Source organism: Streptomyces humi, from assembly GCF_001005085.2.
Lineage (GTDB): Bacteria > Actinomycetota > Actinomycetes > Streptomycetales > Streptomycetaceae > Streptomyces > Streptomyces humi.
This window is the reverse complement of sequence record NZ_LBMU02000044.1, coordinates 44,080-67,446: the sequence shown is the minus strand read 5'-3', so window position 1 is coordinate 67,446 and position 23,367 is coordinate 44,080. Positions and strand designations below refer to the sequence as shown.

Annotated in this window: 21 protein-coding genes; 13 read left to right on the top strand and 8 right to left on the bottom strand. The window is 72.7% G+C overall.

Annotation, left to right across the window (positions count from 1 at the left end; all coding sequences use genetic code 11):
* The first annotated feature begins 167 nt into the window (after positions 1-167).
* Together AAW13_RS20640 and lpdA are read left to right on the top strand one after the other, a co-directional pair.
* Positions 168-866, top strand: a complete 699-nt coding sequence (locus tag AAW13_RS20640) for an SDR family oxidoreductase (RefSeq protein WP_046730402.1) — start codon at positions 168-170, stop codon at positions 864-866.
* A 191-nt stretch (positions 867-1,057) separates the two neighbouring features.
* Positions 1,058-2,455 carry a dihydrolipoyl dehydrogenase gene (gene lpdA / locus AAW13_RS20635; protein ID WP_046730403.1) on the top strand — a complete coding sequence of 466 codons (1,398 nt, stop codon included), beginning with the start codon at positions 1,058-1,060 and terminating at the stop codon, positions 2,453-2,455.
* Between the two features lie 109 nt (positions 2,456-2,564).
* On the opposite strand, the gene AAW13_RS20630 is transcribed toward lpdA, so the two are convergent.
* The gene (locus AAW13_RS20630) at positions 2,565-3,197 is read right to left on the bottom strand and encodes a TetR/AcrR family transcriptional regulator (RefSeq protein ID WP_046730404.1); all 633 of its coding nucleotides are present in this window, start codon (positions 3,195-3,197) and stop codon (positions 2,565-2,567) included.
* A 91-nt stretch (positions 3,198-3,288) separates the two neighbouring features.
* A complete protein-coding gene (locus tag AAW13_RS20625; protein ID WP_079178876.1) occupies positions 3,289-3,864 on the bottom strand; it encodes a MarR family winged helix-turn-helix transcriptional regulator in 576 nt (191 codons plus the stop codon).
* A 60-nt stretch (positions 3,865-3,924) separates the two neighbouring features.
* Between AAW13_RS20625 and AAW13_RS20620 the strand changes: the two genes are divergently transcribed.
* Positions 3,925-5,205: a multidrug effflux MFS transporter gene (locus tag AAW13_RS20620; protein WP_046730406.1), complete on the top strand. Its 1,281-nt coding sequence runs from the start codon at positions 3,925-3,927 to the stop codon at positions 5,203-5,205.
* Between the two features lie 167 nt (positions 5,206-5,372).
* On the opposite strand, the gene AAW13_RS20615 is transcribed toward AAW13_RS20620, so the two are convergent.
* The 4 genes from AAW13_RS20615 to AAW13_RS20600 all read right to left on the bottom strand — a co-directional run bounded on the left by AAW13_RS20615 (position 5,373) and on the right by AAW13_RS20600 (position 9,625).
* On the bottom strand, positions 5,373-5,798 hold the full coding sequence (locus AAW13_RS20615) for a MerR family transcriptional regulator (RefSeq protein ID WP_071659619.1): 426 nt from the start codon (positions 5,796-5,798) through the stop codon (positions 5,373-5,375).
* A gap of 17 nt (positions 5,799-5,815) precedes the next feature.
* A complete protein-coding gene (locus AAW13_RS20610) occupies positions 5,816-6,817 on the bottom strand; it encodes an MDR family NADP-dependent oxidoreductase (RefSeq protein ID WP_046730408.1) in 1,002 nt (333 codons plus the stop codon).
* A gap of 189 nt (positions 6,818-7,006) precedes the next feature.
* Positions 7,007-8,281, bottom strand: coding sequence for a cytochrome P450 (locus AAW13_RS20605; protein ID WP_046730409.1), 1,275 nt, complete (start codon positions 8,279-8,281; stop codon positions 7,007-7,009).
* A 30-nt stretch (positions 8,282-8,311) separates the two neighbouring features.
* Positions 8,312-9,625: a glutamine synthetase family protein gene (locus AAW13_RS20600; RefSeq protein WP_206306252.1), complete on the bottom strand. Its 1,314-nt coding sequence runs from the start codon at positions 9,623-9,625 to the stop codon at positions 8,312-8,314.
* A 383-nt stretch (positions 9,626-10,008) separates the two neighbouring features.
* Between AAW13_RS20600 and AAW13_RS20595 the strand changes: the two genes are divergently transcribed.
* The 10 genes from AAW13_RS20595 to AAW13_RS20550 all read left to right on the top strand — a co-directional run bounded on the left by AAW13_RS20595 (position 10,009) and on the right by AAW13_RS20550 (position 20,161).
* The gene (locus tag AAW13_RS20595; RefSeq protein WP_046730411.1) at positions 10,009-10,197 is read left to right on the top strand and encodes a ferredoxin; all 189 of its coding nucleotides are present in this window, start codon (positions 10,009-10,011) and stop codon (positions 10,195-10,197) included.
* A 2-nt stretch (positions 10,198-10,199) separates the two neighbouring features.
* On the top strand, positions 10,200-11,408 hold the full coding sequence (locus AAW13_RS20590; RefSeq protein WP_046730412.1) for an NAD(P)/FAD-dependent oxidoreductase: 1,209 nt from the start codon (positions 10,200-10,202) through the stop codon (positions 11,406-11,408).
* 10 nt (positions 11,409-11,418) lie between these two features.
* Positions 11,419-12,231, top strand: coding sequence for an acetoacetate decarboxylase family protein (locus tag AAW13_RS20585; RefSeq protein ID WP_046730413.1), 813 nt, complete (start codon positions 11,419-11,421; stop codon positions 12,229-12,231).
* 132 nt (positions 12,232-12,363) lie between these two features.
* A complete protein-coding gene (locus AAW13_RS20580) occupies positions 12,364-13,824 on the top strand; it encodes an aldehyde dehydrogenase (protein ID WP_046730414.1) in 1,461 nt (486 codons plus the stop codon).
* Entirely contained in the window at positions 13,817-14,755 is a 939-nt protein-coding gene (locus AAW13_RS20575) for a 3,4-dihydroxyphenylacetate 2,3-dioxygenase (RefSeq protein ID WP_046730415.1), read from the top strand. The genes AAW13_RS20580 and AAW13_RS20575 overlap by 8 nt, the downstream gene beginning before the upstream one ends.
* Before the next feature lie 11 nt (positions 14,756-14,766).
* Entirely contained in the window at positions 14,767-15,612 is an 846-nt protein-coding gene (locus tag AAW13_RS20570; RefSeq protein ID WP_046730416.1) for a fumarylacetoacetate hydrolase family protein, read from the top strand.
* Between the two features lie 43 nt (positions 15,613-15,655).
* Complete coding sequence (locus AAW13_RS20565) at positions 15,656-16,282, top strand: TetR/AcrR family transcriptional regulator (RefSeq protein ID WP_046730417.1); 627 nt, start codon at positions 15,656-15,658, stop codon at positions 16,280-16,282.
* A gap of 186 nt (positions 16,283-16,468) precedes the next feature.
* On the top strand, positions 16,469-17,911 hold the full coding sequence (locus AAW13_RS20560) for an APC family permease (RefSeq protein ID WP_046730418.1): 1,443 nt from the start codon (positions 16,469-16,471) through the stop codon (positions 17,909-17,911).
* Between the two features lie 61 nt (positions 17,912-17,972).
* Positions 17,973-19,463 carry an aldehyde dehydrogenase gene (locus tag AAW13_RS20555; RefSeq protein WP_046730419.1) on the top strand — a complete coding sequence of 497 codons (1,491 nt, stop codon included), beginning with the start codon at positions 17,973-17,975 and terminating at the stop codon, positions 19,461-19,463.
* The gene (locus AAW13_RS20550; protein WP_046730420.1) at positions 19,460-20,161 is read left to right on the top strand and encodes a gamma-glutamyl-gamma-aminobutyrate hydrolase family protein; all 702 of its coding nucleotides are present in this window, start codon (positions 19,460-19,462) and stop codon (positions 20,159-20,161) included. The genes AAW13_RS20555 and AAW13_RS20550 overlap by 4 nt, the downstream gene beginning before the upstream one ends.
* Here the strand turns inward: AAW13_RS20550 and AAW13_RS20545 are convergent, their stop codons facing one another.
* The gene (locus AAW13_RS20545; RefSeq protein WP_046730421.1) at positions 20,162-20,734 is read right to left on the bottom strand and encodes a MarR family winged helix-turn-helix transcriptional regulator; all 573 of its coding nucleotides are present in this window, start codon (positions 20,732-20,734) and stop codon (positions 20,162-20,164) included.
* A gap of 93 nt (positions 20,735-20,827) precedes the next feature.
* Complete coding sequence (locus tag AAW13_RS20540; protein WP_046730422.1) at positions 20,828-23,350, bottom strand: right-handed parallel beta-helix repeat-containing protein; 2,523 nt, start codon at positions 23,348-23,350, stop codon at positions 20,828-20,830.
* Between the last annotated feature and the right edge of the window lie 17 nt (positions 23,351-23,367).

Genomic DNA, 23,367 nt, shown 5'->3' with positions numbered 1-23,367 from the left:
TCCTTACGATAGCCATCCGGAGCGAGTCTCACGAAGAAACTCAGCTGATCATGTCGGAGCCGCGTGGACAGCGGCGCTCGGCGCCCTTTCACTGGTCATGACGGGTTCGGCTGCGAGGGGCGGGAGACCGCCGTCCACCCGCGAACCGTGAGACGAGGTGTCCGGCCATGAAGATCGAGGGATCGGTCGCGGTGGTGACCGGGGCGAACCGGGGGATCGGGCTGGCGTTCGCGCGAGCCCTGCTGACCAGGGGAGCGGCCAAGGTGTACGCCGGCGTGCGGCGCCCGGAGGACTTCACCGAGCCGGGGCTTGAGCCGCTGCGCCTCGACGTCACCGACCACGACCAGGTGGCGGCCGCCGCGCGGGCGGTGCCCGACGCGACGATCGTGGTGAACAACGCGGGCATCCAGGCGGGGCCGGGCCTCCTGGAGGGCCCGCTGGACGGCGCCCGGCGCGAGCTGGAGGTGAACTATCTCGGCACCTGGGCCGTCTCCCGGGCCTTCGCGCCGGTGCTGGCCGCGGGCGGCGGCGGAGCCCTGGTGAACATGCTGTCCGTGGCGTCCTGGCGCTCGACCGAGCGGTTCCCCAGCTATGCCGCGTCGAAGTCGGCGCAGTGGTCGCTGACCAACGCGCTGCGGGTCGCCCTGCGGGACCAGGGCACCCTGGTGGTCGGCGTGCACGTCGGCTGGGTGGACACCGACGCCACCGTCCGGGTCGACGAGCCGAAGACGGAGCCTGCCGAGGTGGCCGCGCAGACCATGGACGCGATCGCCCGCGACGAGTCCGAGGTACTGGTCGACGACACCGCCCGCCGGGTCCGCGCGGCCCTGTCCGGCCCGCTCGACCTCCTCTACCCGACCCTGTGACCGGGTGCGACTGCCCGACCCTGTGTCCGGGTGCGACTGCCCGACCCTGTGTCAGGGTGCGACTGCCCGGCCTTCTGACCCTGTACGAATGCGCGGCCTTTCGACCGTGTGCGCCTGGCCGGCCCTTCGACCGAGCGACGGGGGAGTCGGCGGACCGGCCCGGCACATCGGCACAACGGTGAGGTGGAGACATGCAGACCGACTTCGACGTCGTCGTCCTGGGAGCCGGACCGGGCGGCTACGTGGCCGCGATCCGCGCCGCGCAACTCGGCCTGCGCACCGCCATCGTGGAGGGACGTTTCTGGGGCGGCGTCTGCCTGAACATCGGCTGCATCCCGGCGAAGGCGCTGCTGCGCAACGCGGAGGTCGCCCAGCTGATCCAGCACGACGCGGAGAAGTTCGGGGTGAAGATCAGCGGGGAGGTGGCCCTCGACTACCGCGCCGCGTACGAGCGCAGCCGGGTGGTGGCCGACGGGCGCGTCAAGGGCGTCGGCTACCTGATGCGCAAGAACGGGATCGACCAGTTCGAGGGGCAGGGCACCTTCCTTGACCCGCACACCCTCCAGGTGCGGATGCGGGACGGCGAGACCACGCTGTCGTTCCGCTCCTGCGTCATCGCGACCGGCTCCACCGTGAAACTGCTGCCGGGCACGTCGCTCGGCCGACGCGTCGTCACCTACGAGGAGCAGATCCTCTCCGACAGCCTCCCGGCCAGCCTGATCATCGCGGGCGCCGGGGCCATCGGCGTCGAGTTCGCCTATCTGCTGCGGTCCTACGGCGTCGACGTCACGCTGGTGGAGTACCTCGACCGGATCGCGCCGCTGGAGGACGAGGAGGTCTCGGCCGAACTCACCCGCCGCTTCAAACGGCAGGGCATCCGCATCCTGACCGCCACCGCCGTGCAGTCCGTCGAGGAGACCGCCGACAACGTCCGGGTGACGGTACGGCAGGGCGACACCGAGCAGGTCCTGGAGGCGGAGAAGGTCTTGCAGGCCACCGGTTTCCAGCCGCGCACGGCCGGCTACGGGCTCGCCGCCACGGGGGTACGGCTCACCGAGCGCGGCGCCATCGACATCGACGGACACTGCCGCACCAGTCAGCCGCACCTCTACGCCATCGGTGACGTCACGGCGAAGCTGATGCTGGCGCACACCGCGGAGGCGATGGGCGTGGTGGCCGCCGAGAGCATCGCCGGCGCGGAGACCATGGAACTGGACTACCGGATGATCCCGCGCGCCACGTTCTGCCAGCCCCAGATCGCCAGCTTCGGCTGGACCGAGGCCCAGGCCCGCGCCGAGGGCTTCGACGTGCGCGTGGCGAAGTTCCCCTTCACGGCCAACGCGAAGGCGCACGGCCTGGGCGACACGGTCGGGTTCGTGAAGCTGGTGAGCGACGCCCGGTACGGCGAACTGCTCGGCGGTCATCTGATCGGACCGGACGTGACCGAACTCCTGCCCGAGCTGACGCTCGCCCAGCAATGGGACCTCACCGTGCATGAACTGGCCCGGAACGTGCACGCCCACCCGACGCTGAGCGAGGCGGTCCAGGACGCCCTGCACGGCCTCGCCGGACACATGATCAACCTCTGACGGCTCCCGCGGCACCCCCACCGGTCCGCGGTGGCGTTCGTCGACGCGGGGCCGAGCTCCGGCCCCTTCGACGCCGTCGGCGGGGCGTCGCCGTGGTCGGTCGCCCCCGTCAGCGCCCCGTGCGCGCGGCGAGACGGGCGGCCGCGTCGTACAGGAACCGGGCGTGCAGTTCGAACAGGGCCACCAGGTCCACGGAGTCCCCGCTGACCTCCCGGTGCACGAACAGGCCGTCGGCGCCCGCGACGGCGTAGGTGGTGAGGGTCCGCACGTCGTCCTCGGGCAGGGCCGGGAAGAGGGTGGCGATGAGCTCGGCGATCCGCCGGTGGGAGATCTCCCGGACCTGGAGGAAGACGGTCCGGCCGCGGGGTTCGGTGGGGCGGCGCTCCAGTGCCAGCATGAGGCCGAGGCGGAGGAAGTCGGGTGCGGCGATCAGGGACCTGGCCACGTTCGCGGCCATCAGGGTGACCCGTTCCAGCGGGGTGCCGGCCTCCTCGCCGGGGAGTTCGACCGCCGCGAGCCAGGTCTCGAAGCTGCGCTCGATGACGGCGGCGATCAGGTCGTCCTTGTCCTTGAAGTGCCAGTAGATGGAGCTGGCGGGCAGCCCGCACTTGGCGCTGACGGCCGCGATGGAGGTGCCGTCGTAGCCCCGCTCGCCGGCGATCTCCACGGTGGCGTCGAGGATGCGCTGGCGCGACTCCACCCCGTTCGCACGCTTCTTGCGTGCCGTCTGCGGCCCGGTCATCTCTGCGCCTCTCGGGAAACTCTGCGGCGTTCGCGGTGCGGCCGCCTGGGAGCCCCACTCTAATTGGAGCATCCCCTACAGAAACAGCGGGTCAGGCCTGGCCCGCGCGGCTCTCCATGACGTCCACCAGCCGTTGCAGCGCCTCGGTCACTCGCGCCCGGTCCTCGCCCAGGCCCGCCAGCAGGCCGACCTCGACGGCGAGCTGCCGTGGGAAGAGGTCGTCGACCGCCCTGGCGCCGGCCTCGGTGATGGTGACCAGCGCGGCCCGCCGGTCGGCCGGGTTGGGGGTACGGGTGATGAAGCCGCGCTTCTCCAGCTTCCCGAGGGTCTTGCTGACGCCGGCCCGGGACAGGCCCAGCCGCTCGGCGAGGCTCCGGGCGATGAACGGCTCCGTCGCGTGGCGCAGCGGGATCAGCATGTCGACCTCGGGCGAGGTGAGGACGGCGCCCGCGTAGAGCGGTTCCACGGCGCGGCTGAGCAGACCCGTCGCATGCTTGAGCAGGCCGACCAGTGCCATGGGTGAGGTGTCGAGGCCGGGGTTGTGGGCGGCCCACTGGGCACCGACGTCGGACGCGGACGGTGTGGCGGCGGCAGCGGACGGTGTGGCGGCGGCAGCAGCGGGCGGAGTGGCGGCGGCAGCAGCGGGCGGAGTGGAGGTGGAGGACATGTGGCTCGTCTTCTCGCTCGTCATTTGTTAGCCAGTGAACTATCGGTTACCTTTGTGGTCATGGTAGCTCCGTCATCCTCGCGCAGCCGCGTCGACGCCGTCCGCGACACCCCCGCGCCCGCGCCTTCCGGTCGCCCGGCCACCGCTCTGATCGCCGTGCTGGGCGCGCTCACCGCGGTCGCCCCGCTCGCGACGGACATGTACGTGCCCGGCTTCCCGGCGCTGGGCAAGGCGCTCGGGGCGAGCAGCTCGGCGGTGCAGCTGACGATGACCGCGTTCCTGGCCGGACTCGTCGTCGGCCAGCTGGTGATCGGCCCGCTCAGCGACGGGCTCGGACGCCGCCGGCTGCTGGCGGCGGGTGCGGCCGGGTTCGTCCTGTTCTCCCTCGCCTGTGCCGCCGCCCCGAACGTCGCGGTCCTGACCGGCGCCCGCTTCCTTCAGGGCGTCGCGGGCGCCGCGGGCATGGTGCTGGCCCGGGCCGTGCTCACGGACCGCTTCCACGGGCCCGAACTGCCCCGCTACTTCGCGGTGTTGTCCCAGGTGATCGGCGTGGCGCCGGTCGTCGCGCCGGTACTGGGCGGTGCCGTGCTCTCCGTCTCCACCTGGCGTGCCGTCTTCGTGGTGCTGTCCGTGTTCGGCGCGCTGCTGCTGTTCGCCGTGGTGCGGGCGGTGCCGGAGTCGCTGCCGCCGGAACGCCGCCACCGCGGCGGGCTCGCCGGAACGTTCCGGGCCATGGGCGCGCTGCTCGGCGGCCGCACGTTCATGGGGTACGTCCTGGTCGTCGCCCTCGTCTCGGCCGCCCTGTTCGCCTACATCAGCGGTTCCAGTTTCGTCTTCGAGAACCTGCACGGGGTCTCTCCGACCATGTACTCCCTGATCTTCGCCACCAACGCCGTCGCCATGCTGGCGGGCGGGGCCTGCTTCGCCCGCCTGACCGGGCGGGGCACCCGTCTGAACACCCTGCTGACAGCAGGCGTCTGCATCGCCCTGCTGGGCGCGCTGGCGCAGGTCCTGATCGTGCTGACCGCCGGTGAGACCCTCGCGGGCACCTGGCTCACCCTGTTCGTGACGGCCGGCGGGATCGGCCTGGTCTTCCCGAGCGCCATGAGCATCGGCCAGGGGGTGGGCCGCACGGCACCGGGTGCGGCATCCGCGCTCCTGGGCGGCCTCCAGTTCGTCTTCGGGGCCCTCGCGGCGCCGCTGGTGGGCATGTTCGGGGAGGACAGCTCCCGGCCGATGGCGCTCGTCATGCTGGTCGCGGTGGCCGCGGCCGGGCTGGCACTCGTCGGACTGGCCCGGCCCTGGGAGGGACACGGGGAGCCGGACCCGAGTGGCCACTGACGGCTGCCGCACGCCTGTGCGCAGGGCGGGGCCGGGTGGTCGGGTCGCGTCCGTGGGTGCTGCGGGGCGGGGCCGGGTGGTCGGGTCGCGTCCGTGGGTGCTGCGTGGCGGGCCGGGTGGTCGGGTCGCGTCCGTGGCTGCTGCGGGGCGGGCCGGGTGGCCGGAGATCAGCGCTCGACGGCGGGGGCGGGCGCGCCGCAGGCGAGGGGAGGCGGGTCGGGCTCCCGCCGTGGCAGGCCCGCGGCGGTGGCGAGGCCCTGCCGCAGGCGGGTGAGGCGGGCGATCTCCGCGTCCAGGGCGGCCACGCGGGCGGCCACCACGTCACTGAACTCACCGGGGCGGCTGCCGCACGACGCCGACGGACGGTCCGGGACGAGGAGATCCAGCCGGTGGGCACGGCGCCGGACGTCCTCCAGGGTGAGGCCCAGTGCCAGGAGGCCGCGGATCACCCGGACCCGGGCGACCTCCGCGGCGCCGTACTCACGCTGACCGGACGAGGTGCGTGGCGGCGGGTCAAGGAGGCCGCGGGCCTCGTACAGGCGCAGCGCGCGTGGTGTGGTGCCGGCCGCCGCCGCTGCCTCGCCGATCCGCATACCCGCTCCACCCCGTCCTACAGCTCCACGACCGTCGCCCCGAAGGAGCGGCCCGTGATCAGCCCCGGCAACGCCTCCGGGGCACGTTCCATTCCGGGGACCGGTGTGTACGGGAAACGGATCTCGCCCGCCCGCAGCCAGTCGCCGAAGCGGGCCTCCCACTCCGCCTCGACGTCCGGGTGGTCCGGGCCGTTGTAGCCGGCGACCGTGATGCCTCTGGTCAGCAGGCGGAAGGTGTCGAGCACGGCCGGCGCGCTCGCGCCCGTCCGGTCGGGGGACAGCTGACCGTCCAGCGCCCCCACCAGGGCGATCCGGGCGCCCCGGTTCGCGGCCTGGACGGCGGCCGTCAACTGTTCGCCGCCCACGGTGTCCAGGACGACGTCGATGCCGTCCGGCGCCGCCGCGGCGAGTGGTCCGTCGACCGGGGCCGTGCCGCGCAGCACGGTGGCGTCGTAGCGGAGTTCTCGTTCCAGCCGCCGCGCCTTGTCCGGTGAACCGGTGCTGCCGATCACACGGGCGGCACCCAGCAGCCGGGCGATCTGGCCCGCCATGGTGCCCACGGCACCGGCCGCTCCGGTCACCAGCACGGTGTCGCCCTCCCGGACCTCGGCCGGCCGGGTGAGTGCGCCGTACGCCGCGGAGCCCTGGGCGAGATGGGCCACCGGGTCCGGCAGGGTGCCGTCCAGAAGCCTGCACTCGGCGGCGGCGGGCGTCGCGTACTCCCGCCAGCCCTGAAGGTGCAGCACCAGCCGGCCCTTTGGCAGCGGCCCGTCGACCACCTCGCCGACAGCGGGGCCGAACAGGGTGTCGCCGGGGTGCAGCGGAGGGAGGGGGACGTCGCGGGTCGCCCCTCCGATGAGGGTGCGCAGGCCAGGGAAGACGAGGAAATGGGTGTTGCGGACCAGTATTTGCCCGGCTTCGGGGCGGGGGACGGGGGCCCGGACCAGGGCGAGATCGTCCGCTGTCGGCAGGCCGGCGGGGCGGCGGGTCAGCCGCACCACACGATGAGTCGCGTTCATGGCCGGACGCTAAGCCCTGACCCGTGGGTCAGAGGCAAGCGCACGCGCGGCGACTTCGTGGAGGTGATCCGGCACTCCGACTGGCCGGAGTGACCGGCACCGCACCGCACCGCATCGCGCCGCGTCGCATCGCATCGCATCGCGCCGCGTCGCATCGCATCGCGCCGCATCGCGCCGCGCCGCCCGTCGTCAGGCGAGTGTCACCTCCACCGGCAGCTTCTTGATGCCGTTCACGAAGTTCGAGCGCACCCGGGGCACCTCGCCCACCAGGCGGATCCCGGCGAGCCGGGGGATCAGCTCCTCGAACATGATCCGGATCTCGGTGCGGGCGAGCAGGTTGCCCAGGCACAGGTGCGGACTGCCCTTGCCGAAGGTGACATGGTCGTTGGACTGCCGGGCCACGTCGAAGTCGTACGGGTTCCCGAAGACCTCCTCGTCACGGTTGCCCGAGGCGTACCACATGACGACCTTGTCGCCCTCCTTGATGTGCTTGCCGCCGAGCTCGACGTCCCGGGTCGCCGTGCGCCGGAAGTGGTAGACCGGGGAGGCCCAGCGCAGGAACTCCTCCACCGCCGTCGGGATCAGCGACGGGTCGTCCTGGAGACGGGCCAGCTGCTCCGGGTGCTGGAGGAGGGCCAGCATGGAGTGGGTGATGGTGTGCCGGGTGGTCTCGTTGCCGGCCACCACGAGGAGCAGGAAGTAGTTGTCGAAGTCCTGCGCGGACAGCGGGACTCCGTCGCGCGGAGTGGTGTTGACGAGCTTGGAGACCAGGTCCGTGCCCGCGCCGCCGCGCCGCTGCCGCGCCAGCTCCCGCCCGTACGCGAAGACTTCGAGCGAGGCGGGGGAACGGAACGGCAGGTCGCGGTACTTCTCGCTCTCCGCGCTGTGCAGCAGCACGTCCGCGTAGTCGGGGTCGGTGTTGCCGATGATGCGGTTGCCCCAGTCGATCAGCTGCTGGTTGTCCTCCGGCGGGACGTCGAGGAGACGGGCCAGCACGTTGATGGGGAAGTCGGCGGACACTTCGCGGACGAAGTCGAAGCGCCCCTTCGCCAGCGCCGCGTCCAGCGTCCTCGCCGTCAGCCCGCGCAGGAAGTCGGTGTAGCTGTTGATGACACCGGCGCCGAACTGGCGCTGGATCACGCTGCGCAGCGCCCGGTGGCGGACGCCGTCCAGCTCCAGGATCGAGGCGCGCTTCCTGATCTGGTCCTCGTCGACCTCCTCCAGGTTCACGAACCGCGTGGAGGTGAAGGTCTCGGCGTTCCGGTCGACCCGCGCGATGTCGGCGTGCCGGGTCAGCGCCCAGAAACCGGAGTTGGGCGCCTCCTCCGGCTGCCAGTGCACCGGGTCCTCGTGCCGCAGGGTGTGGAACATCCGCCAGGGGGTCACCCCGTCGGTGAAGTTGTCGAGGTTCGCGAGGTCGACATCGGCGAGGCGCATCGCCTCGACGCCGGTGGCAGTGGTCATCGTTGATCCTTCACAGGTGGTCGCTCGTGGTCACAGGTGGTAGGCGTACTCGGTGAACTCCCAGTCGGTGACGTGCCGTCGGAAGCGTTCGACCTCGTTGCGCTTGTACGACAGGTAGGAGGCGGTGAAGTCCTTGCCGAGCAGCTCGGCGAGCGCGGTGTCCGCCTCCAGCGCGTCCAGCGCGGCGGACAGGTCCATCGGGAGCACGGCTGCCCTGGCGGTGTCGTAGCCGTAACCCTCCAGCGGGGCGGGCGGTTCCTCACCGGCCAGCACGCCGAGCAGGGCGGCGGCCGTGGTCGCGGCGATCGCCAGATAGGGGTTGGCGCCGGCGTCGCCGAGCCGCAGTTCGAGCCGGGCGCCGGTGCCGCGCTCGGGCGGGACGCGGACCATGGCGCTGCGGTTGTCCAGGCCCCAGTCGATCAGCCACGGGGCGAGGGTGTCCGGCCCGAAGCGCTTGTACGAGTTGACGGTCGGGTTCAGCAGCGCGGCCAGGGCGGGCGCGTGGGCCAGGACGCCGGCGATCGCGTGCCGGGCGGTGGCCGACAGGCCGTACGCGCCGGACGGGTCGTCGAAGACGTTGCGGTCCCCGGCGCCGGCACAGGACAGGTGCAGATGGAAGCCGGAGCCGCCCGCGTCGTTGAAGGGCTTCGCCATGAAGGTGGCGAGCCGTCCCTCGCGCCGGGCCAGCTCCTTGACCGCGGCCTTGAAGCGGAACGCCCGGTCGGCGGCGGACAGCGCCCCGGAGTGCAGCAGGTTGATCTCGAACTGCCCACCGTCGAACTCGTGGTTGCCGCTCAGCACCCCGATCCCGAGGTCACGCACCTGCCGCAGGGTGCGCAGCAGGTGGTTGTCGGGGTCGGCGCGCAGTCCGGCCGTGTAGACCACGCCGGGGTGGCCGCCGTACCGCCGCCAGCCCCCGTCCGGTTCCGGCTCGCACAGGAAGTACTCCAGCTCGGGGCCGACGACCGGGCTCAGCCCGTGCTCCCCGCACCGGTCGAGGACCGACCGCAGCAGGTCGCGCGGCGACTCCGGCGCCGGTGCCCCGGTGGCCGGATCGACCACGTCGCCCAGACAGGCCGCCACGCCCGGCTCCCAGGGCAGGGCGACCAGGGTGCCGAGATCCGGCCGGACGCAGATGTCCGGCAGGCCGGCGTCCAGGCCGCCGCTGACCGGGACGACGTCGCCCTGGGGGCTGGTGTGGTAGACGGCCCGGCAGAAGGCGAGGCCGTGTTCCACCGCCCGCGGCAGCTCCTCCAGGAGCACGTCACGGGCCCGGTCGGTGCCGATCAGGTCGGGATAGGTCACCCGGACGACATCGATGCCGTCGGCGGCGAGCCGGTCCATGTGCCGGCGGACTTCTGACAGGTCTTGATCGCTCACCGTTGTCTCCTCGGGCGGACGGACGTCGGGGCAGCGCCTGCGGGGACCGGGGTCCGAGAGGCGGGCGGGGGAGGTGCCGAGGCCGGGGGCGCGATAGCGCTGCCGCTCTCCGGCCTGCTGTTTGAAGCCAAACGGTAGGCAGGGGCGCACCCTGCCGCAAGAGGGTGGCGGAAAGAATTTATCCATCCGGATAGCTATTGACCAGGGGGTGACGCCTGCCTACCTTGTTTGAAGCCAAACGAGTTCGGGTGGTGGTCCGCCGCCACCCGTTGGCAGGGCCCGGTCGGCACGGCCGGCCGGGCCCACTTCCCCCTCCCTTCGCTTCCGCTCCCTCAGGAGGACCGGCCATGAAGGTCGTCGTCGACATGAACAAGTGCCAGGACCACGGCCAGTGCGTCTTCGCGGCCCCCGACGTCTTCTCCCTGGACGACGCCGGCCACCTCGTCCACGTCTCCGACCCGGACGACGCCCTGCGCGACGAGGTCGAGGAAGCGGCCGACGTCTGCCCGCTCCAGGCCATCCGGATCGAGGGCTGACCGTGAGCCCCCGCATCGTCGTGGCCGGTGCCTCCATGGCCGGCCTGCGCGCCGCCGAGCAGGTGCGCGCGGCCGGCTGGACCGGCGCGATCACCCTCGTCGGCGACGAACCGCACATGCCGTACAACCGGCCGCCCCTGTCCAAGGAGGTCCTGGCCGGCCGGGCACCCTTCGAGTCCCTCGCCTTCCGGCCGCGCGCGAGTGTCGCGGACGTCGAGTGGCGGCTGGGGAGGAAGGCCGTCGCCGCCCGGCTGGACCGGCGCACGGTCCGGCTCGACGACGGCAGCGTGCTGTCGTACGACGGACTGGTCGTCGCCACCGGGATGCGCCCGCGGCGCCTGAGGTGCGCCGGGCCGGCGGCCGGCCGGCACACGGTCCGCACCCTCGACGACGCCCAGGGCCTGCGCGCGGCGCTGACCCGGCCCGGTGCCCGGGTCGTGGTGGTCGGCGCGGGGTTCATCGGCTGCGAGGTGGCCGCGACCGCGGTGGGCCTCGGGGTGGCGGAGGTGACGGTCGTCGATCCGCTGCCGCTGCCCATGGCCGGCCCGCTCGGGGAACTGCTGGGCCGGTCGCTGCGCAGGCGGCACGAGCAGCGCGGGGTGCGCTTCGTGCTCGGTGCCGGGGTCGCCGGGTTCGCCGGCGACGACCGGGTCACCGGCGTGGTGCTGGACGACGGCTCCGTACTCCCCGCCGACGTGGTCGTGGAGTCGGTCGGCTCGGTCGCCAACACGGAGTGGCTCGACGGCAACGGACTCGACCTGCGCGACGGCGTGCTGACCGACCCGCTGCTGCGGGTGGGCGGACGTCCCGAGGTCGTGGCCGTCGGTGATGTGGCGCGGTTCCCCAACGCCCGCTACGACGGCGTACCCCGCCGGGTCGAGCACTGGTCGATCCCGACGGACTCGGCGAAGCACGCGGCGAAGGGGCTGGTCGGTCATCTGCACGGCGACGAGCCGGAGTTGCCGCCCTTCGCGCCGCTGCCCACGTTCTGGAGCGACCAGCACGACTTCCGGCTCCAGTCCTTCGGAGCGCCCCTGCTCGGCAAGGGCGATGTCCGGGTCCTCGACGGCGATCCGGACGGGGACGTCCTCGTCGGCTACCACCGCGACGGCCTGCTCGTCGGGGTCGTCGCGCTCGGCGGCCAGGCCGTCGCCGCGGCCGCCGCCCGCTACCGCGCCGAGCTGCTGCGGCAGCCCGCCCTCACTGTTTAAGGAGCCCCAAGTGGCCAGTCTCCGTGGTTACTTCCATCCGAAGACGGCGAGCGGTGCCTCGTCGCTGATTCCCTCGCCGCCCTGGCGGTACTCCGGTGATCTGCTGACCGTCGAGTACCGCACGGATCCGGCGCGGGTGCGTGAACTGCTGCCCGAGCCGCTGGCACTGGCCAACGAGGATCCCGGTGCGGTGGCCCTGATCTGGGCCGACTGGCAGTCCTGCTCGGCGTCGGGGGAGGAGCTGCTGGATCCGGTGCTCTCCCAGTACAAGGAGGCCTTCGCGGTCGTGCGCTGCGCGTACCGGGGGCAGACGTACTCGCGGTGCGTCCACATCTGGGTGGACAAGGACTTCGCGATCGCACGCGGACTGCACCAGGGGTATCCGAAGAAGCTCGGTTCCATCCACCAGACGCGGCCGCATCCGCACGGGCCGGCTCCGCGGATCGAGGCGGGGGCGCGGTTCGGGGCGACGCTGGCGGCCGCGGACCGGCGGTTGGCGCAGGCCGTGGTGACGTTGCGGGAGCCTTCCGGGACGAACGGGTTCGTCAACGCGCACCCGATGGTCCATCACCGGTGGCTGCCGTCGATCGAGAAGGGGAAGGGGCTGGCGCTGGACGAGTTGATCGAGTCCGGGGCCGCGGACTTCGAGGGCGGTCAACCGTGGGTCGGTGATGCCGAGTTGGAGCTGTTCGAGGCGCCTACGGAGGAGCTGGCCCGGCTGGAGGTCCGTGAGCCGATCGCCGCGTACTACCGGCAGGTCGGGGTGGTCTGGGACGGGGGACGGCTGCTGGAGAGCGGGACGTCCGGAGCGGTTGCCGAGTGAGGTGCGCGGTCGGGTCCGGGCCGTTCGCGGCCGGCCGCGCGGTTCCTCCCCCGGCCTTCGGCCGGGGGTACCCCCAGCACCCCTGACCTGAAGTGAGTGACCGGACCCTTCGTCTGAATGGAGACCCTTCTCATGCCTGACAAGATCGTCGTCGCCGGTGTGCCAGTCGACACCCGGCACTGGATCGGCGGTCGACGCGTCGCCTCCGGCGACACGTTCGCCGACCACTCGCCCATCGACGGGCGACTGATCGGTGAGATCGCCCGCGGTGGCCCCGCCGAGGCGCGGGCCGCTGTCGCCGCCGCCCGCGACGCCTTCCCGTCCTGGGCCGCCACCTCCCGTTCCGAACGCGCCCGTCTCCTGCACGCCGTCGCCGACGGGGTCGAGAAGCGGATCGAGGAGCTGGCGATCGTCGAGACCACCGACAACGGCGCGCTGCTCCGCTCCCACCGCCGCGGCGTCATGCCCCGCGTCGCCCACAACTTCCGGTTCTTCGCCGACTGGCTGCTGACGCTGGAGCACGACGACTTCGAGACGCGCGGGCACACCAACCACGTCAGCTGGGACCCCGCCGGGCCCGCCGTGCTGATCACCCCGTGGAACGCCCCGCTCATGCTGGCCACCTGGAAGGTCGCCCCGGCGCTCGCCGCCGGCAACACCGTGGTGCTGAAGCCCGCCGAGTGGTCGCCGCTGACCGCCTCCCTGCTCGCCGACATCGCCGCCGAGGCCGGGCTGCCGGCCGGTGTCCTCAACGTCGTACAGGGGTACGGCGCCGAGATCGGCGACGCGCTGACCTCGCATCCGGACGTGCGCCGGATCAGCTTCACCGGGTCCGTGCCGACGGCCCGGCGGATCGCCGGCTCGGCCGCTGCCAACCTGACGCCCCTGAGCCTCGAACTCGGAGGAAAGTCACCGCTGCTGGTGTTCGCCGACGCCGATCTGGACCTCGCCGTCGACCTCGCGGTGGAGCAGTACGACAACGCCGGGCAGGTCTGTCTCGCCGCCACCCGGATCCTCGTGGAGGAGTCCGTCGCCGAGGAGTTCACCCGCCGGTTCGTGGCGAAGGCGGGCGCGCTCGTGCAGGGCGATCCACGCGACGAGGCCACCGACATCGGGCCCAACATCCACCCCCGTCAGCTGGAGAAGATCGACGGGTTCGTGCGACGGGCGCTCGCCGCCGGGGCCCGTGCCGTCATCGGCGGACAGCGCGGGGACGGGCAGTGCTACGCGCCGACCCTGCTCACCGATGTCGCGCAGGACAGCGAGATCGTCCAGGAGGAGGTCTTCGGGCCGGTCCTCACCCTTCAGACCTTCGCCGGTGAGGAGGAGGCCGTCCGGCTCGCGAACGACACCCGGTTCGGGCTCGCCGCCACCCTCGCCACCGGTGACCCCGAGCGCGCCGCACGGGTCGGCGCCCGGCTGGTCGCAGGCACGGTCTGGGTCAACTGCTTCTTCGTCCGGGACCTCCAGGCGCCGTTCGGCGGTTCCCGGCTCTCCGGCGTCGGCCGCGAGGGCGGCACCTGGAGCTTCGACTTCTACTGCGACCTGAAGAACACCGTCACCGCACCGAAGGGGTGGAAGGACCATGGGTGAGATCGTCGGGGCGGGGCTCCTCGCCCACGTCCCCACCATCGTGCTGCCGGAGGCCGACCGGCTGGAACTCAACGAGGGCAAGGAGATCACCCTTGTCACCGGGCTGCGGGAGCTGCGCCGCGAGGTGTTCGAACGGGACGACTACGACACCGTCGTGGTCCTCGACTCGCACTGGGCCACCACCGTCGAGTTCGTCGTCACCGCCCAGCAGCGGCGCGCCGGCCTGTTCACCTCCGAGGAACTGCCGCGCGGCATGTGCCGGATGCCGTACGACTTCCCCGGCGACCCCGAACTCGCCCGCAACATGGAGAAGTTCGCCGACAAGCACGGCACCTGGATCACCGCGATCGAGGACGAGTACCTGCCGATCTACTACGCCACCATCAACCTCTGGAAGTACCTGGGCGAAGGGCTGCCCGACAAGCGGTGGGTGACCATCGGGGTCTGCCAGACCGGGGACATGGAGGACCATCTGCGGCTGGGGCGGGCGCTCGCCGACGGCATCGCCGCCACGCCGGGACGCCGGGTGCTGCTCATCGCCTCCGGCGCCCTCTCGCACACCTTCTGGCCGCTGCGCGAACTGCGCGACCACGAGGCCAGCGACCCCGTGCACATCCGGACACCCGAGGCTCGGGAAGCGGATCACGAGCGCATCGCCTGGTTCAAGGAGGGCCGGCACGACCAGGTCCTCGACACCATGGACACGTTCTGGAAGTTCCGGCCCGAGGCGAAGTTCTTCCACTACCTGATGATGGCCGGCGCCCTCGGCGAACGGGCCTGCGTGGCCAGGGCCCGGCAGTACGGGCAGTACGAGAACTCCGTCGGCACCGGCCAGGTCCACCTCTGGTTCGACCGGCCCGCCGACGGCTGGACCGGCACGGACCGGCCGGCGACAGCCGCCGCACCCCACCACCCGCACCGCCGCGCCTAGGAGGCCCGCCCATGTCCGAACACCGCCGCATCCTCCTCGACGGCGCCGCCGTCCAGGTCACCGTCGACGGGGACGAACTCGTCGCCGGGGACGGGCGCCGGGTGAAGACCGAGGATGCCCAGCACCTGCCTCCGGTCGTGCCGTCCAAGGTGATCGCCGTCCACCTCAACCACCGGAGCCGCGTCGACGAGTTCCGGATCGACCTGCCCGACACGCCGACCTACTTCCACAAGCCGACCTCCTCCCTCAACTCCCACCGGGGCGCCGTCGTCCGGCCCGAGGGCTGCAAGTGGCTCAACTACGAGGGCGAGGTCGCCATCGTGATCGGACGGACCGCGCGGAACGTCTCCCCGGCCGAGGCGGGGGAGTACATCGCGGGATACACCGTCGCCAACGACTACGGCCTGCACGACTTCCGCGACACCGACGCCGGGTCGATGCTGCGGGTGAAGGGCTCGGACACGCTGTGCCCGCTGGGCCCGGGGCTGGTCACGGACTGGGACTTCCACGGCAAGCGGCTGCGGACGTACGTCAACGGCGAGGTGGTCCAGGACGGTTCGACCGACGAGATGAAGTGGGACATGCACTACCTCGTCGCCGACATCGCCCGCACGATCACGCTGTACCCCGGTGACGTGCTGCTCTCCGGCACCCCCGCCAACTCCCGCCCGGTCGGGCCCGGCGACGTCGTCGAGGTGGAGGTGGAGGGCCTCGGGCGGCTGACCAACCACATCGTCACCGGGCCCACCCCGATCCGTACCGACGTCGGCGCGCAGCCCACCGAGTCCGAGGAGGTGCTGTCCACCGCGCTCGGCGGCGACTGGGAGTTCCGTGGCATCCGCGCACCCCGCCGGTAGCCGTCGCGGGGTGCCGCGGCACCCGGCGGGTAGGGTCGCGACCATGACCGAATCCGCCGGCACCCCGCAACCGTCCGACGCCCGGTCGCGCAAGCGGCTCGGGTACGGGGAGGGGCGCGAGGCGCTGCTCAAGGCCGCCGTCCGGGTCGTCGGGCGGCGCGGACTGCGGCATCTCACCTACCGTGCCGTGGCCGAGGAGGCCGGCGTCACCCACGGCCTGGTCGTCCACCACTTCGGCTCCCGGGACGCGCTGATCGAGGAGTCCCTCGCCTACGCCGTGCGCCTCAGCCTGAGCAGCAGCCTGCTGGAGCCCGGCACCGGGAAACCCGAGGACTTCGTGACCGGGCTGACGGACATGGTCGAGGACGACGCGGACGTCCAGGCGTACCAGTACGAGCTGCTGCTGGAGGCCCGCCGCCGTCCGGAGCTGCTGCCGAAGGTCCGCGAGCTGTACGACGAGTACTTCGGGGCCTCGCAGCGCGAACTGGCCCGGATACTGCCCGACGACGCGAGCCCGGCGTTCAACCGGCTGGTCTTCGCCGCGCTCGACGGACTCGTACTGCACCAGCTCACCGGCATCCGCGACCGCGCGGACACCGAAGGCGCGCTGGCCGAACTGCGCGCCCTGCTGCGCACTCTGGGTGAACGGCCGCCGCAGGACCGCGACTGAGCGTGCCCGGACCGGAACCCCCCGTCGTGGTCGCGCCGGGGGGTTCGTCATGCCCGGGCGGGGCGGTTTCCCCGGCGTAAATTCCCCTTCCCGCCCCCTTGCCAGATGGATAGTTCCGGCCCACCATAAGGCAACTCGTTTGGCTCAAAACGAAAACTCCTCCCTTCCCCTCAGCAGGTGATCCGAGTGGACAGTCAGACGGTCGACGCCTCTCCGCAGACCGGAGAGGGCCGCCCCGCGGCCACCCTCAAACGCAACGCCCTGGGTGTCCTGGGCATCCTCTTCTTCGTCCTGTCCGCCCAGGCACCGCTCACCGGCATCGCGGGTGCCGTCCCGATCGCCGTGGCGGTCGGCAACGGCCCCGGTGCCCCGGCCGCGTACGCCGTCGCCGGAGCGGTGATCCTGCTGTTCTCGGTGGGCTTCGTGGCCATGGGCCGGCACGTCGTCGACGCGGGCGCCTTCTACACCTACATCGGCAGGGGGCTCGGGCGGACCATCGGCAGCGGCAGCGCCGCCGTGGCGCTGTTCGCCTACTGCACGGTCCAGGCCGCGATGTACGGGCTGTACGGGTACACCGTCAGCGGACTCGTCGAGCACTACTCCGGCGCGCACCTGGCCTGGTGGGTGTGGGCCCTGGTGACCATGGCCGTCGTCCAGGTGCTGGGCGCGGCGGGAATCGAGCTGGGGGCCAAGGTGCTCGCCGTGTTCGTGCTCGCCGAGTTCAGCATCCTGCTCGTCTTCGCCCTGGTCACCTTCGTCAAGGGCGGCGGACCCGAGGGCCTCGACCTCGGCGGCACCTTCTCGCCCGGCGCCGTGCTCCAGGGCGCACCCGGTGTGGCGCTGATGTTCGCCGTCGCCTCGATGTTCGGCTTCGAGGCCACCGCCATCTACGGCGAGGAGGCCCGCGAGCCCCACAGGACCGTGCCCCGCGCCACCTATCTGTCGGTCACCGTGGTCACCGGCTTCTTCGCCTTCGTGTCGTGGATGCTGGTCTCGTCGTACGGCCCCTCGAAGGTCACCGCCGCCGCGGGCAAGGCGCTCGCCGGCGGCGACTCCACGGTGTTCGTCTTCGCGCCGATCGCCGCCCAGTTCGGCGGCTGGGTCAACGACGTGCTGCCGATCCTGCTGGGCACCTCCCTCTTCGCGGGCATCCTCGCCTTCCACAACTCCGCCAACCGCTACCTGTTCTCGCTCAGCCGCGAGGGCCTGCTGCCGGGGCGGCTGCGCAGCCTCAACCAGCGGCACTCGCCCTGGGCCGCCGGCATCGTGCAGACGGTGATCGCCGTGCTCCTGGTGATGCCCTTCGCCCTCGCCGGCAAGGACCCGGTCCTCACCCTGTTCTCCTGGTTCAGCGGTGTCGGGGTCCTGGCCTGCATGCTGCTGTACTTCCTCACCTCGGTCTCCGTGATCGTCTTCTTCCGCCGCGAACGCCTCGACACCCGGCCCTGGAACACCCTGGTCGCCCCGGCCCTCGGCGCCCTCGGCATCGCCGCCGTGATCTGGCTCGTCCTCACCAACTTCACGACCCTCATCGGCGGCGACGCCACCACCGCCACCTGGCTCGTGCTCGCCGTCCCCGTGGTGCTGCTGCTCGGAGCCGGCACCGCACGCCTCGTACACCGCCGCTGACCCTCGCTCGCCGGGTCCGGCCGCCGCGCGGCCGGACCCCCGACCCCCCGACGGGATCACCATGCTGGACCTCCCCCACGACGAACTGCTCAGCCGGGCGAAGGCACTCGACCCGCCCACGCACCACCACATCGACGGCACCGCCGAACCCGGCGGCGGGGCCGCCTTCGCCGTCGTGTCCCCCCGTGACGGACAGCTCCTCACCCGGGTCGCCGACGCCGGGCAGGCGGAGGTCGACCACGCCGTGGCCGCCGCCCGCCGCGCCTTCGACTCCGGTCCCTGGCCCCGCCTCGCCCCCGCCGAACGCGGCCGGATCCTGCTGCGGATCGCCGAACTCCTAGAGGAGCGACGGGAAGAGCTCGCCCTGACCGTCACCTTGGAGATGGGCAAGCCCGTCACCGAGGCCTACGCCATCGAGCTGCGCGCCGCGATCAGCACCTTCCGCTGGTACGGCCAGCTCGCCGACAAGCTCACCGACGAGTCCCCGCACACCGCCCCCGACGCCCTCGCCCTCGTCACCCGCGAGCCGACAGGCGTCGTCGGCGCGGTCGTCCCCTGGAACTTCCCCCTCACCCTCGCGAGCTGGAAGGTGGCCCCGGCGCTCGCGGCCGGGTGCACGGTCGTCCTCAAACCGTCCGAGTCCTCGCCGCTCTCCGCCCTGCTCCTCGGCCGGATCGGGACCGAGGCCGGACTCCCGCCCGGGGTGCTGAACGTGGTCGCGGGCGACGGCCCCACCGCCGGGCGGGCCATCGGCCTCCACCCGGACATCGACGTGCTGGCCTTCACCGGCTCCACCGCCGTCGGCCGCCACTACCTCCGCTACTCCGCCGACTCCAACCTGAAGCGGGTCTGGCTGGAGCTCGGCGGCAAGTCGCCCAACATCATCCTCCCGGACGCCCCCGACCTGGACGCGGCCGCCGCCACCGCCGCCTGGGGCATCTTCTTCAACCAGGGCGAGATGTGCACCGCGCCCTCCCGGCTCCTGGTCCACTCCTCGATCGCCGAGCGCGTCACGGACGCGATCGTGCGCCGCGCCGAGGAACTGCGGATCGGCGACCCGCTGGACCCGGCGACCGAGATGGGCGCACTGGTCGGCGAGGCCCACCTGGAGCGCGTCCGGGACCACATCGCCACCGGGCACGAGCAGGGCGCCCGGCTGCGCACCGGCGGCGAACGCGCCCTGACCGGGACCGGCGGCAGCTACCTGCGGCCCACCGTCTTCGACCGCGTCGACCCCGGGATGCGGCTGGCCCGCGAGGAGATCTTCGGGCCGGTGCTGTCCGTCCTCGCCTTCGACGACCTGGACGAGGCGGTCCGGCTCGCCAACGCCACCGAGTACGGACTCGCGGCCGGACTGTGGACCTCCGACCTGGCCACCGCACACCGGGTGTCCCGGGCCCTGAAGGCCGGCACGGTCTGGGTGAACTGCTACGAGGAGGGCGACCTGACCGTGCCCTTCGGCGGGATGAAGCAGTCCGGCAACGGCCGGGACAAGTCCGCCCACGCGATCGACAAGTACACCGAGCTCAAGACGACCTGGATCCAGCTGTGACCCGACCGCGCCGACAGCTCCGCCCGCTCATCGCCGTACCCGCCCGGTTCTCCGCCACCACCTCGGCCCTGCGCTTCGCCGCCGAGGTCAACGCCCGGGCCCTGGTCGAGGCCGTCTGGCGGGCCGGCGGCGAGCCCGCGAGCATCCACCCCGCCGACACCGACGTGGCCGGCCGGCTGGCCCGCTTCGACGGGGTGCTGCTGCCCGGTGGCGGCGACCTCGCCCCGTACCGCTACGGCGCCGCCGACACCCATGACAGCGTCTACGACGTCGACGACCTCCAGGACACCTTCGACCTCCACATCGCCCGCCACGCGATGGAGTCGGGGCTGCCGCTGCTGGCCGTCTGCCGGGGCCTCCAGGTCGTGAACGTGGCCCTGGGCGGCACCCTGCACCAGGACATGGACACCGCGCACCGCCATGTGGTCCACCCCGTGCGCGTGCGTCCCGGTTCCCGGCTGGAACGGGCCACGGACACCGAGAAGCTGGACGCCTCCTGCTACCACCACCAGCGCGTGGACCGCCTCGGCAGCGGGCTCACCGTCTCCGCCACCGCGGCGGACGGCACGGTCGAGGGCATCGAGGCGGCCGACGGGCGGGGCTGGTTCACGGCCGTGCAGTGGCATCCCGAGGACACCGCGCACGAAGACCCCGTCCAGCAGCGGCTGTTCGACGCGTTCGTCCGGGCCGCCGCCTGATCACGCCCGGGGGCGCCGACCGCTGCGGCGCGGCGCGGGCGCGGCCCCGTCGAGCAGTTCCCGGCGCCGCTCCTCGCCGTGCTCCTCGACCTGGAGCACGACCCGCCGCAGCCCCTCGGCGAGACCCCGGCACTCGGCGTCGCTGAGGCCGGCGGTCACGAACGCCTCCTCCTCGTTGAACGCCGGGAACACCCGCTGCATCAGCTCCTCGCCCTTGTCGGTGAGGCTCAGCAGCACCAGCCGGCCGTCGCTCGGATGCCCGGCGCGGGCGAGCAGCCCCCGCGACTCCAGGGTGCGGGCCACCCCGGTGAGCGTGCCCTTGGAGATCCCGGCCTCCTCCGCCACGTGCCGGGTCTCCGACTCGCCCCACACCCACACCACCCACAGCACCACGAACGCGGTCCAGGTCAGGTCGGAGCCGCGCAGCACCGAGTTCTCCAGATGCTGGCGCACCGCGGAGGCGGCCCGGTAGATGTTCGCCACGGCCGCCATCTGCTCCCGGCGGACCGGGGTACCGCCGAGCTTGGCCGAGGCGAGCTTCTCGGCTTCGGTGATGGACCGCTGACCGGGCACGGCGTACTCCTTCGCGAACCTGCTCCTGCACCGTGCGGCGGCCTGCCGCCGCACGGTCGTTCGGCCTCAAATTGTACGAAACGAATCGTGCCGTCAGCGCGCGGCCGGGTGCGGCAGGTCGTGGTCCTCCAGGCTGATCAGCTGTTCGTCGGTCGGGGCGGCGAGTTCGGCGACCCGCTGGGCCTGGCGTTCGGTCATCTCCTGGAAGACCTGGCGGGCCGAGCGGCCGTTGCCGAAGCCCTCGCCCTTGGGCATCCCCTCGAACAGGGCGAGGAGTTCCGCGCGGGCGGTCGGTGTCAGCTCGTAGCGGTGCTGTCCGGCCTGGAACTCCACGATCGAGACCAGCTCGGCCGGCTCGTAGTCCTCGAAGAGCAGGGTGCGGCCGAAACGGGAGGCGAGACCGGGGTTGGAGCCGATGAAACGGTGCATGTCACCGGGGTAGCCGGCGGCGATCACCACCACGTCGTCGCGGTGGTCCTCCATCAGCTTCACCAGGGTCGCCACCGCCTCGGTGCCGAAGTCGTTGCCCGCGAACGCCGGGGCCAGCGAGTAGGCCTCGTCGATGAACAACACCCCGCCGAGCGCGCGGTTGAAGGCCGCGGTGGTCTTCGGGCCGGTGTGGCCGACGTACTCGCCGACCAGCGCGGTCCGGTCGACCTCGACCAGATGCCCCCGGCGCAGCAGGCCGAGGGCCTTGAGCAGGCGGCCGTAGAGGCGGGCGACCGTGGTCTTGCCGGTACCGGGGTTGCCGGCGAACACCAGGTGGCGGCTGAGCGGCGGAGCCGGCAGTCCGGCCTCCTCACGGCGGCGGACCGTCTGCATCAGCTTGACCAGCGAGCCGACGTCCTGTTTGACCCGGTCCAGGCCGACCAGTTCGTGGAGTTCGCCGAGCAGGTCCTCCAGGTTCTCCTCCTCGGGCTCCGCCGCGCCTTCCGCGGACCTGGCCGGGGCGGGTACGGAAGAGGTCCCGGCCGCGGTCCCGCCGGCCGGGGCCGCGGCCGGGTCGCCGAAGACCAGCGGGGCGCCGTCGGCCGTGCAGTCCTCCAGGACCGGCCCGGCGCCCTCGTCGGTGCCGAGCGCCTCCGCGCAGTCCCGGACGCGGCAGTGCCGGAAGACCGGGTCGGCGCCCTTGGCGACATGCAGGGCGGGGAACCCGGCGCGGGTGACGTCGAGCGCCGTGAACGTGCCGCCCGCGCCCTCCGCCAGGAACACGCCGTTCTTGCCCGGCCGGTCGATACGGAGCCCGGTCACCTGAGGCCGGGCTCCCGTCCACACCACGGCGCCGGAGCCCGCGCAGTCCTCCACCCAGCCGCCGTCCACCGTCGCCTCGGCGTCCTCGTCGACCACCAGCCCGGCCGCGCCCGCGCCGCTGATCCGGATCCCGGCCAGGGCGGCGACGGCGCCCTTGGCGACCTGCACGCCGATCTCCTTCGTACCGGTCACCGTGGAGTCGGCGACCGTGCAGCCGGCGGCCGAGCCGATCCCGATCCCCGCGGCCGTTCCGGCGACCCGGCAGCCCGTCAGCGTGGCCACCGCCCGCTCCAGGACACTCACCCCGGTCATCGCCACGTCGGTGATCCCGCAGTCGGCCAGTTCGACGCGCGCCTCACCGGTGGCGTGCACCCCGTGCTCCGAGCCGCCGCGCACCCGGCAGTCCGCGAGCCGTCCGACGGCCGTACCGGCCAGGTGGACCGCGCTGAAGGCGCTGCGGTCGATCCGGCAGTCGGCCAGCTGCGCCTCGCCCGAACCCGTCACCAGCAGGCCGTTGGCGCCCGCGTCGGCCACCGAGCAGCCCGCGGCGGTCAGCCGCGCGGTCTCCTGCACCACCAGACCGCTCGCGGCCGCCCCACGGATCCGGCAGTCGGTCAGCTCGGCCCGCGCCGACCCGGTCAGATGCACCCCGGCGGCGCCCGGCGTCTCGATCCGCGTCTCCCCGGCCAGCGCCTCGGTGGCGTCCTCCAGGAGCAGTCCGGCCCGCCCGCTGCCGGCCAGCACCGAGTCCGCCAGCCGCAGCCGGGACCGGCCGCGCAGCCGTATCCCCGACCCGGTCGTCCGCTCCAGCCGCAGCCGTACGGCGTCCAGGCTCGCGGTACCCGACAGGACGACGCCCGTGCCGTCGACCCCGGTGACCGCCGTGTCCTCCAGCCGCGCCCGGACACCCCCGGCCAGGTGCAGACCGGCCAGTCTCGCACCCTCCAGACGGCAGCGGCGCAGGACCACGGCCGTCGTACCGCCCTCCTCGTCGTCCGGGCCCTTCACCTGCACCCGGCCGCCCTCCACCGAGCACTCCTCCAGGACCAGTCCGGCGCCGGGCGACACGCTCACGGCGGGCAGCCCCGCGTCCGAACCCCACACGGTGAGGTTGTGCAGGGCGCAGTCCGGACCGTCCACGGTCACCGCGGGCGTCTCACCGGGCGGCGCCGTGATCACCACGCTGCCCCGGCCGTGCTCGGCCGTGAGCACCACGGCACGGTCCAGGACCACGTTCTCGGTCCAGGTGCCGGGGGCGATCACCACCAGATCGCCGGGGGAGGCGGCGCGGACCGCCTCCCCGATGGTCCGGTAGGCGCCCCGGCCGCCCTGGCCCTTGGGCGCCACGGTGTGACGGGTGGTCATCTGCTGTCCCCAGTCCT

Excerpts from the sequence above, each read along its gene's own strand:
- AAW13_RS20640 (WP_046730402.1), top strand. The coding sequence starts at position 168 with ATGAAGATCGAGGGATCGGTCGCGGTGGTGACCGGGGCGAACCGGGGG.
- lpdA (WP_046730403.1), top strand. The coding sequence starts at position 1,058 with ATGCAGACCGACTTCGACGTCGTCGTCCTGGGAGCCGGACCGGGCGGC.
- AAW13_RS20630 (WP_046730404.1), bottom strand. The coding sequence starts at position 3,197 with ATGACCGGGCCGCAGACGGCACGCAAGAAGCGTGCGAACGGGGTGGAG.
- AAW13_RS20625 (WP_079178876.1), bottom strand. The coding sequence starts at position 3,864 with ATGTCCTCCACCTCCACTCCGCCCGCTGCTGCCGCCGCCACTCCGCCC.
- AAW13_RS20620 (WP_046730406.1), top strand. The coding sequence starts at position 3,925 with ATGGTAGCTCCGTCATCCTCGCGCAGCCGCGTCGACGCCGTCCGCGAC.
- AAW13_RS20615 (WP_071659619.1), bottom strand. The coding sequence starts at position 5,798 with ATGCGGATCGGCGAGGCAGCGGCGGCGGCCGGCACCACACCACGCGCG.
- AAW13_RS20610 (WP_046730408.1), bottom strand. The coding sequence starts at position 6,817 with ATGAACGCGACTCATCGTGTGGTGCGGCTGACCCGCCGCCCCGCCGGC.
- AAW13_RS20605 (WP_046730409.1), bottom strand. The coding sequence starts at position 8,281 with ATGACCACTGCCACCGGCGTCGAGGCGATGCGCCTCGCCGATGTCGAC.
- AAW13_RS20600 (WP_206306252.1), bottom strand. The coding sequence starts at position 9,625 with ATGGACCGGCTCGCCGCCGACGGCATCGATGTCGTCCGGGTGACCTAT.
- AAW13_RS20595 (WP_046730411.1), top strand. The coding sequence starts at position 10,009 with ATGAAGGTCGTCGTCGACATGAACAAGTGCCAGGACCACGGCCAGTGC.
- AAW13_RS20580 (WP_046730414.1), top strand. The coding sequence starts at position 12,364 with ATGCCTGACAAGATCGTCGTCGCCGGTGTGCCAGTCGACACCCGGCAC.
- AAW13_RS20575 (WP_046730415.1), top strand. The coding sequence starts at position 13,817 with ATGGGTGAGATCGTCGGGGCGGGGCTCCTCGCCCACGTCCCCACCATC.
- AAW13_RS20570 (WP_046730416.1), top strand. The coding sequence starts at position 14,767 with ATGTCCGAACACCGCCGCATCCTCCTCGACGGCGCCGCCGTCCAGGTC.
- AAW13_RS20565 (WP_046730417.1), top strand. The coding sequence starts at position 15,656 with ATGACCGAATCCGCCGGCACCCCGCAACCGTCCGACGCCCGGTCGCGC.
- AAW13_RS20555 (WP_046730419.1), top strand. The coding sequence starts at position 17,973 with ATGCTGGACCTCCCCCACGACGAACTGCTCAGCCGGGCGAAGGCACTC.
- AAW13_RS20540 (WP_046730422.1), bottom strand. The coding sequence starts at position 23,350 with ATGACCACCCGTCACACCGTGGCGCCCAAGGGCCAGGGCGGCCGGGGC.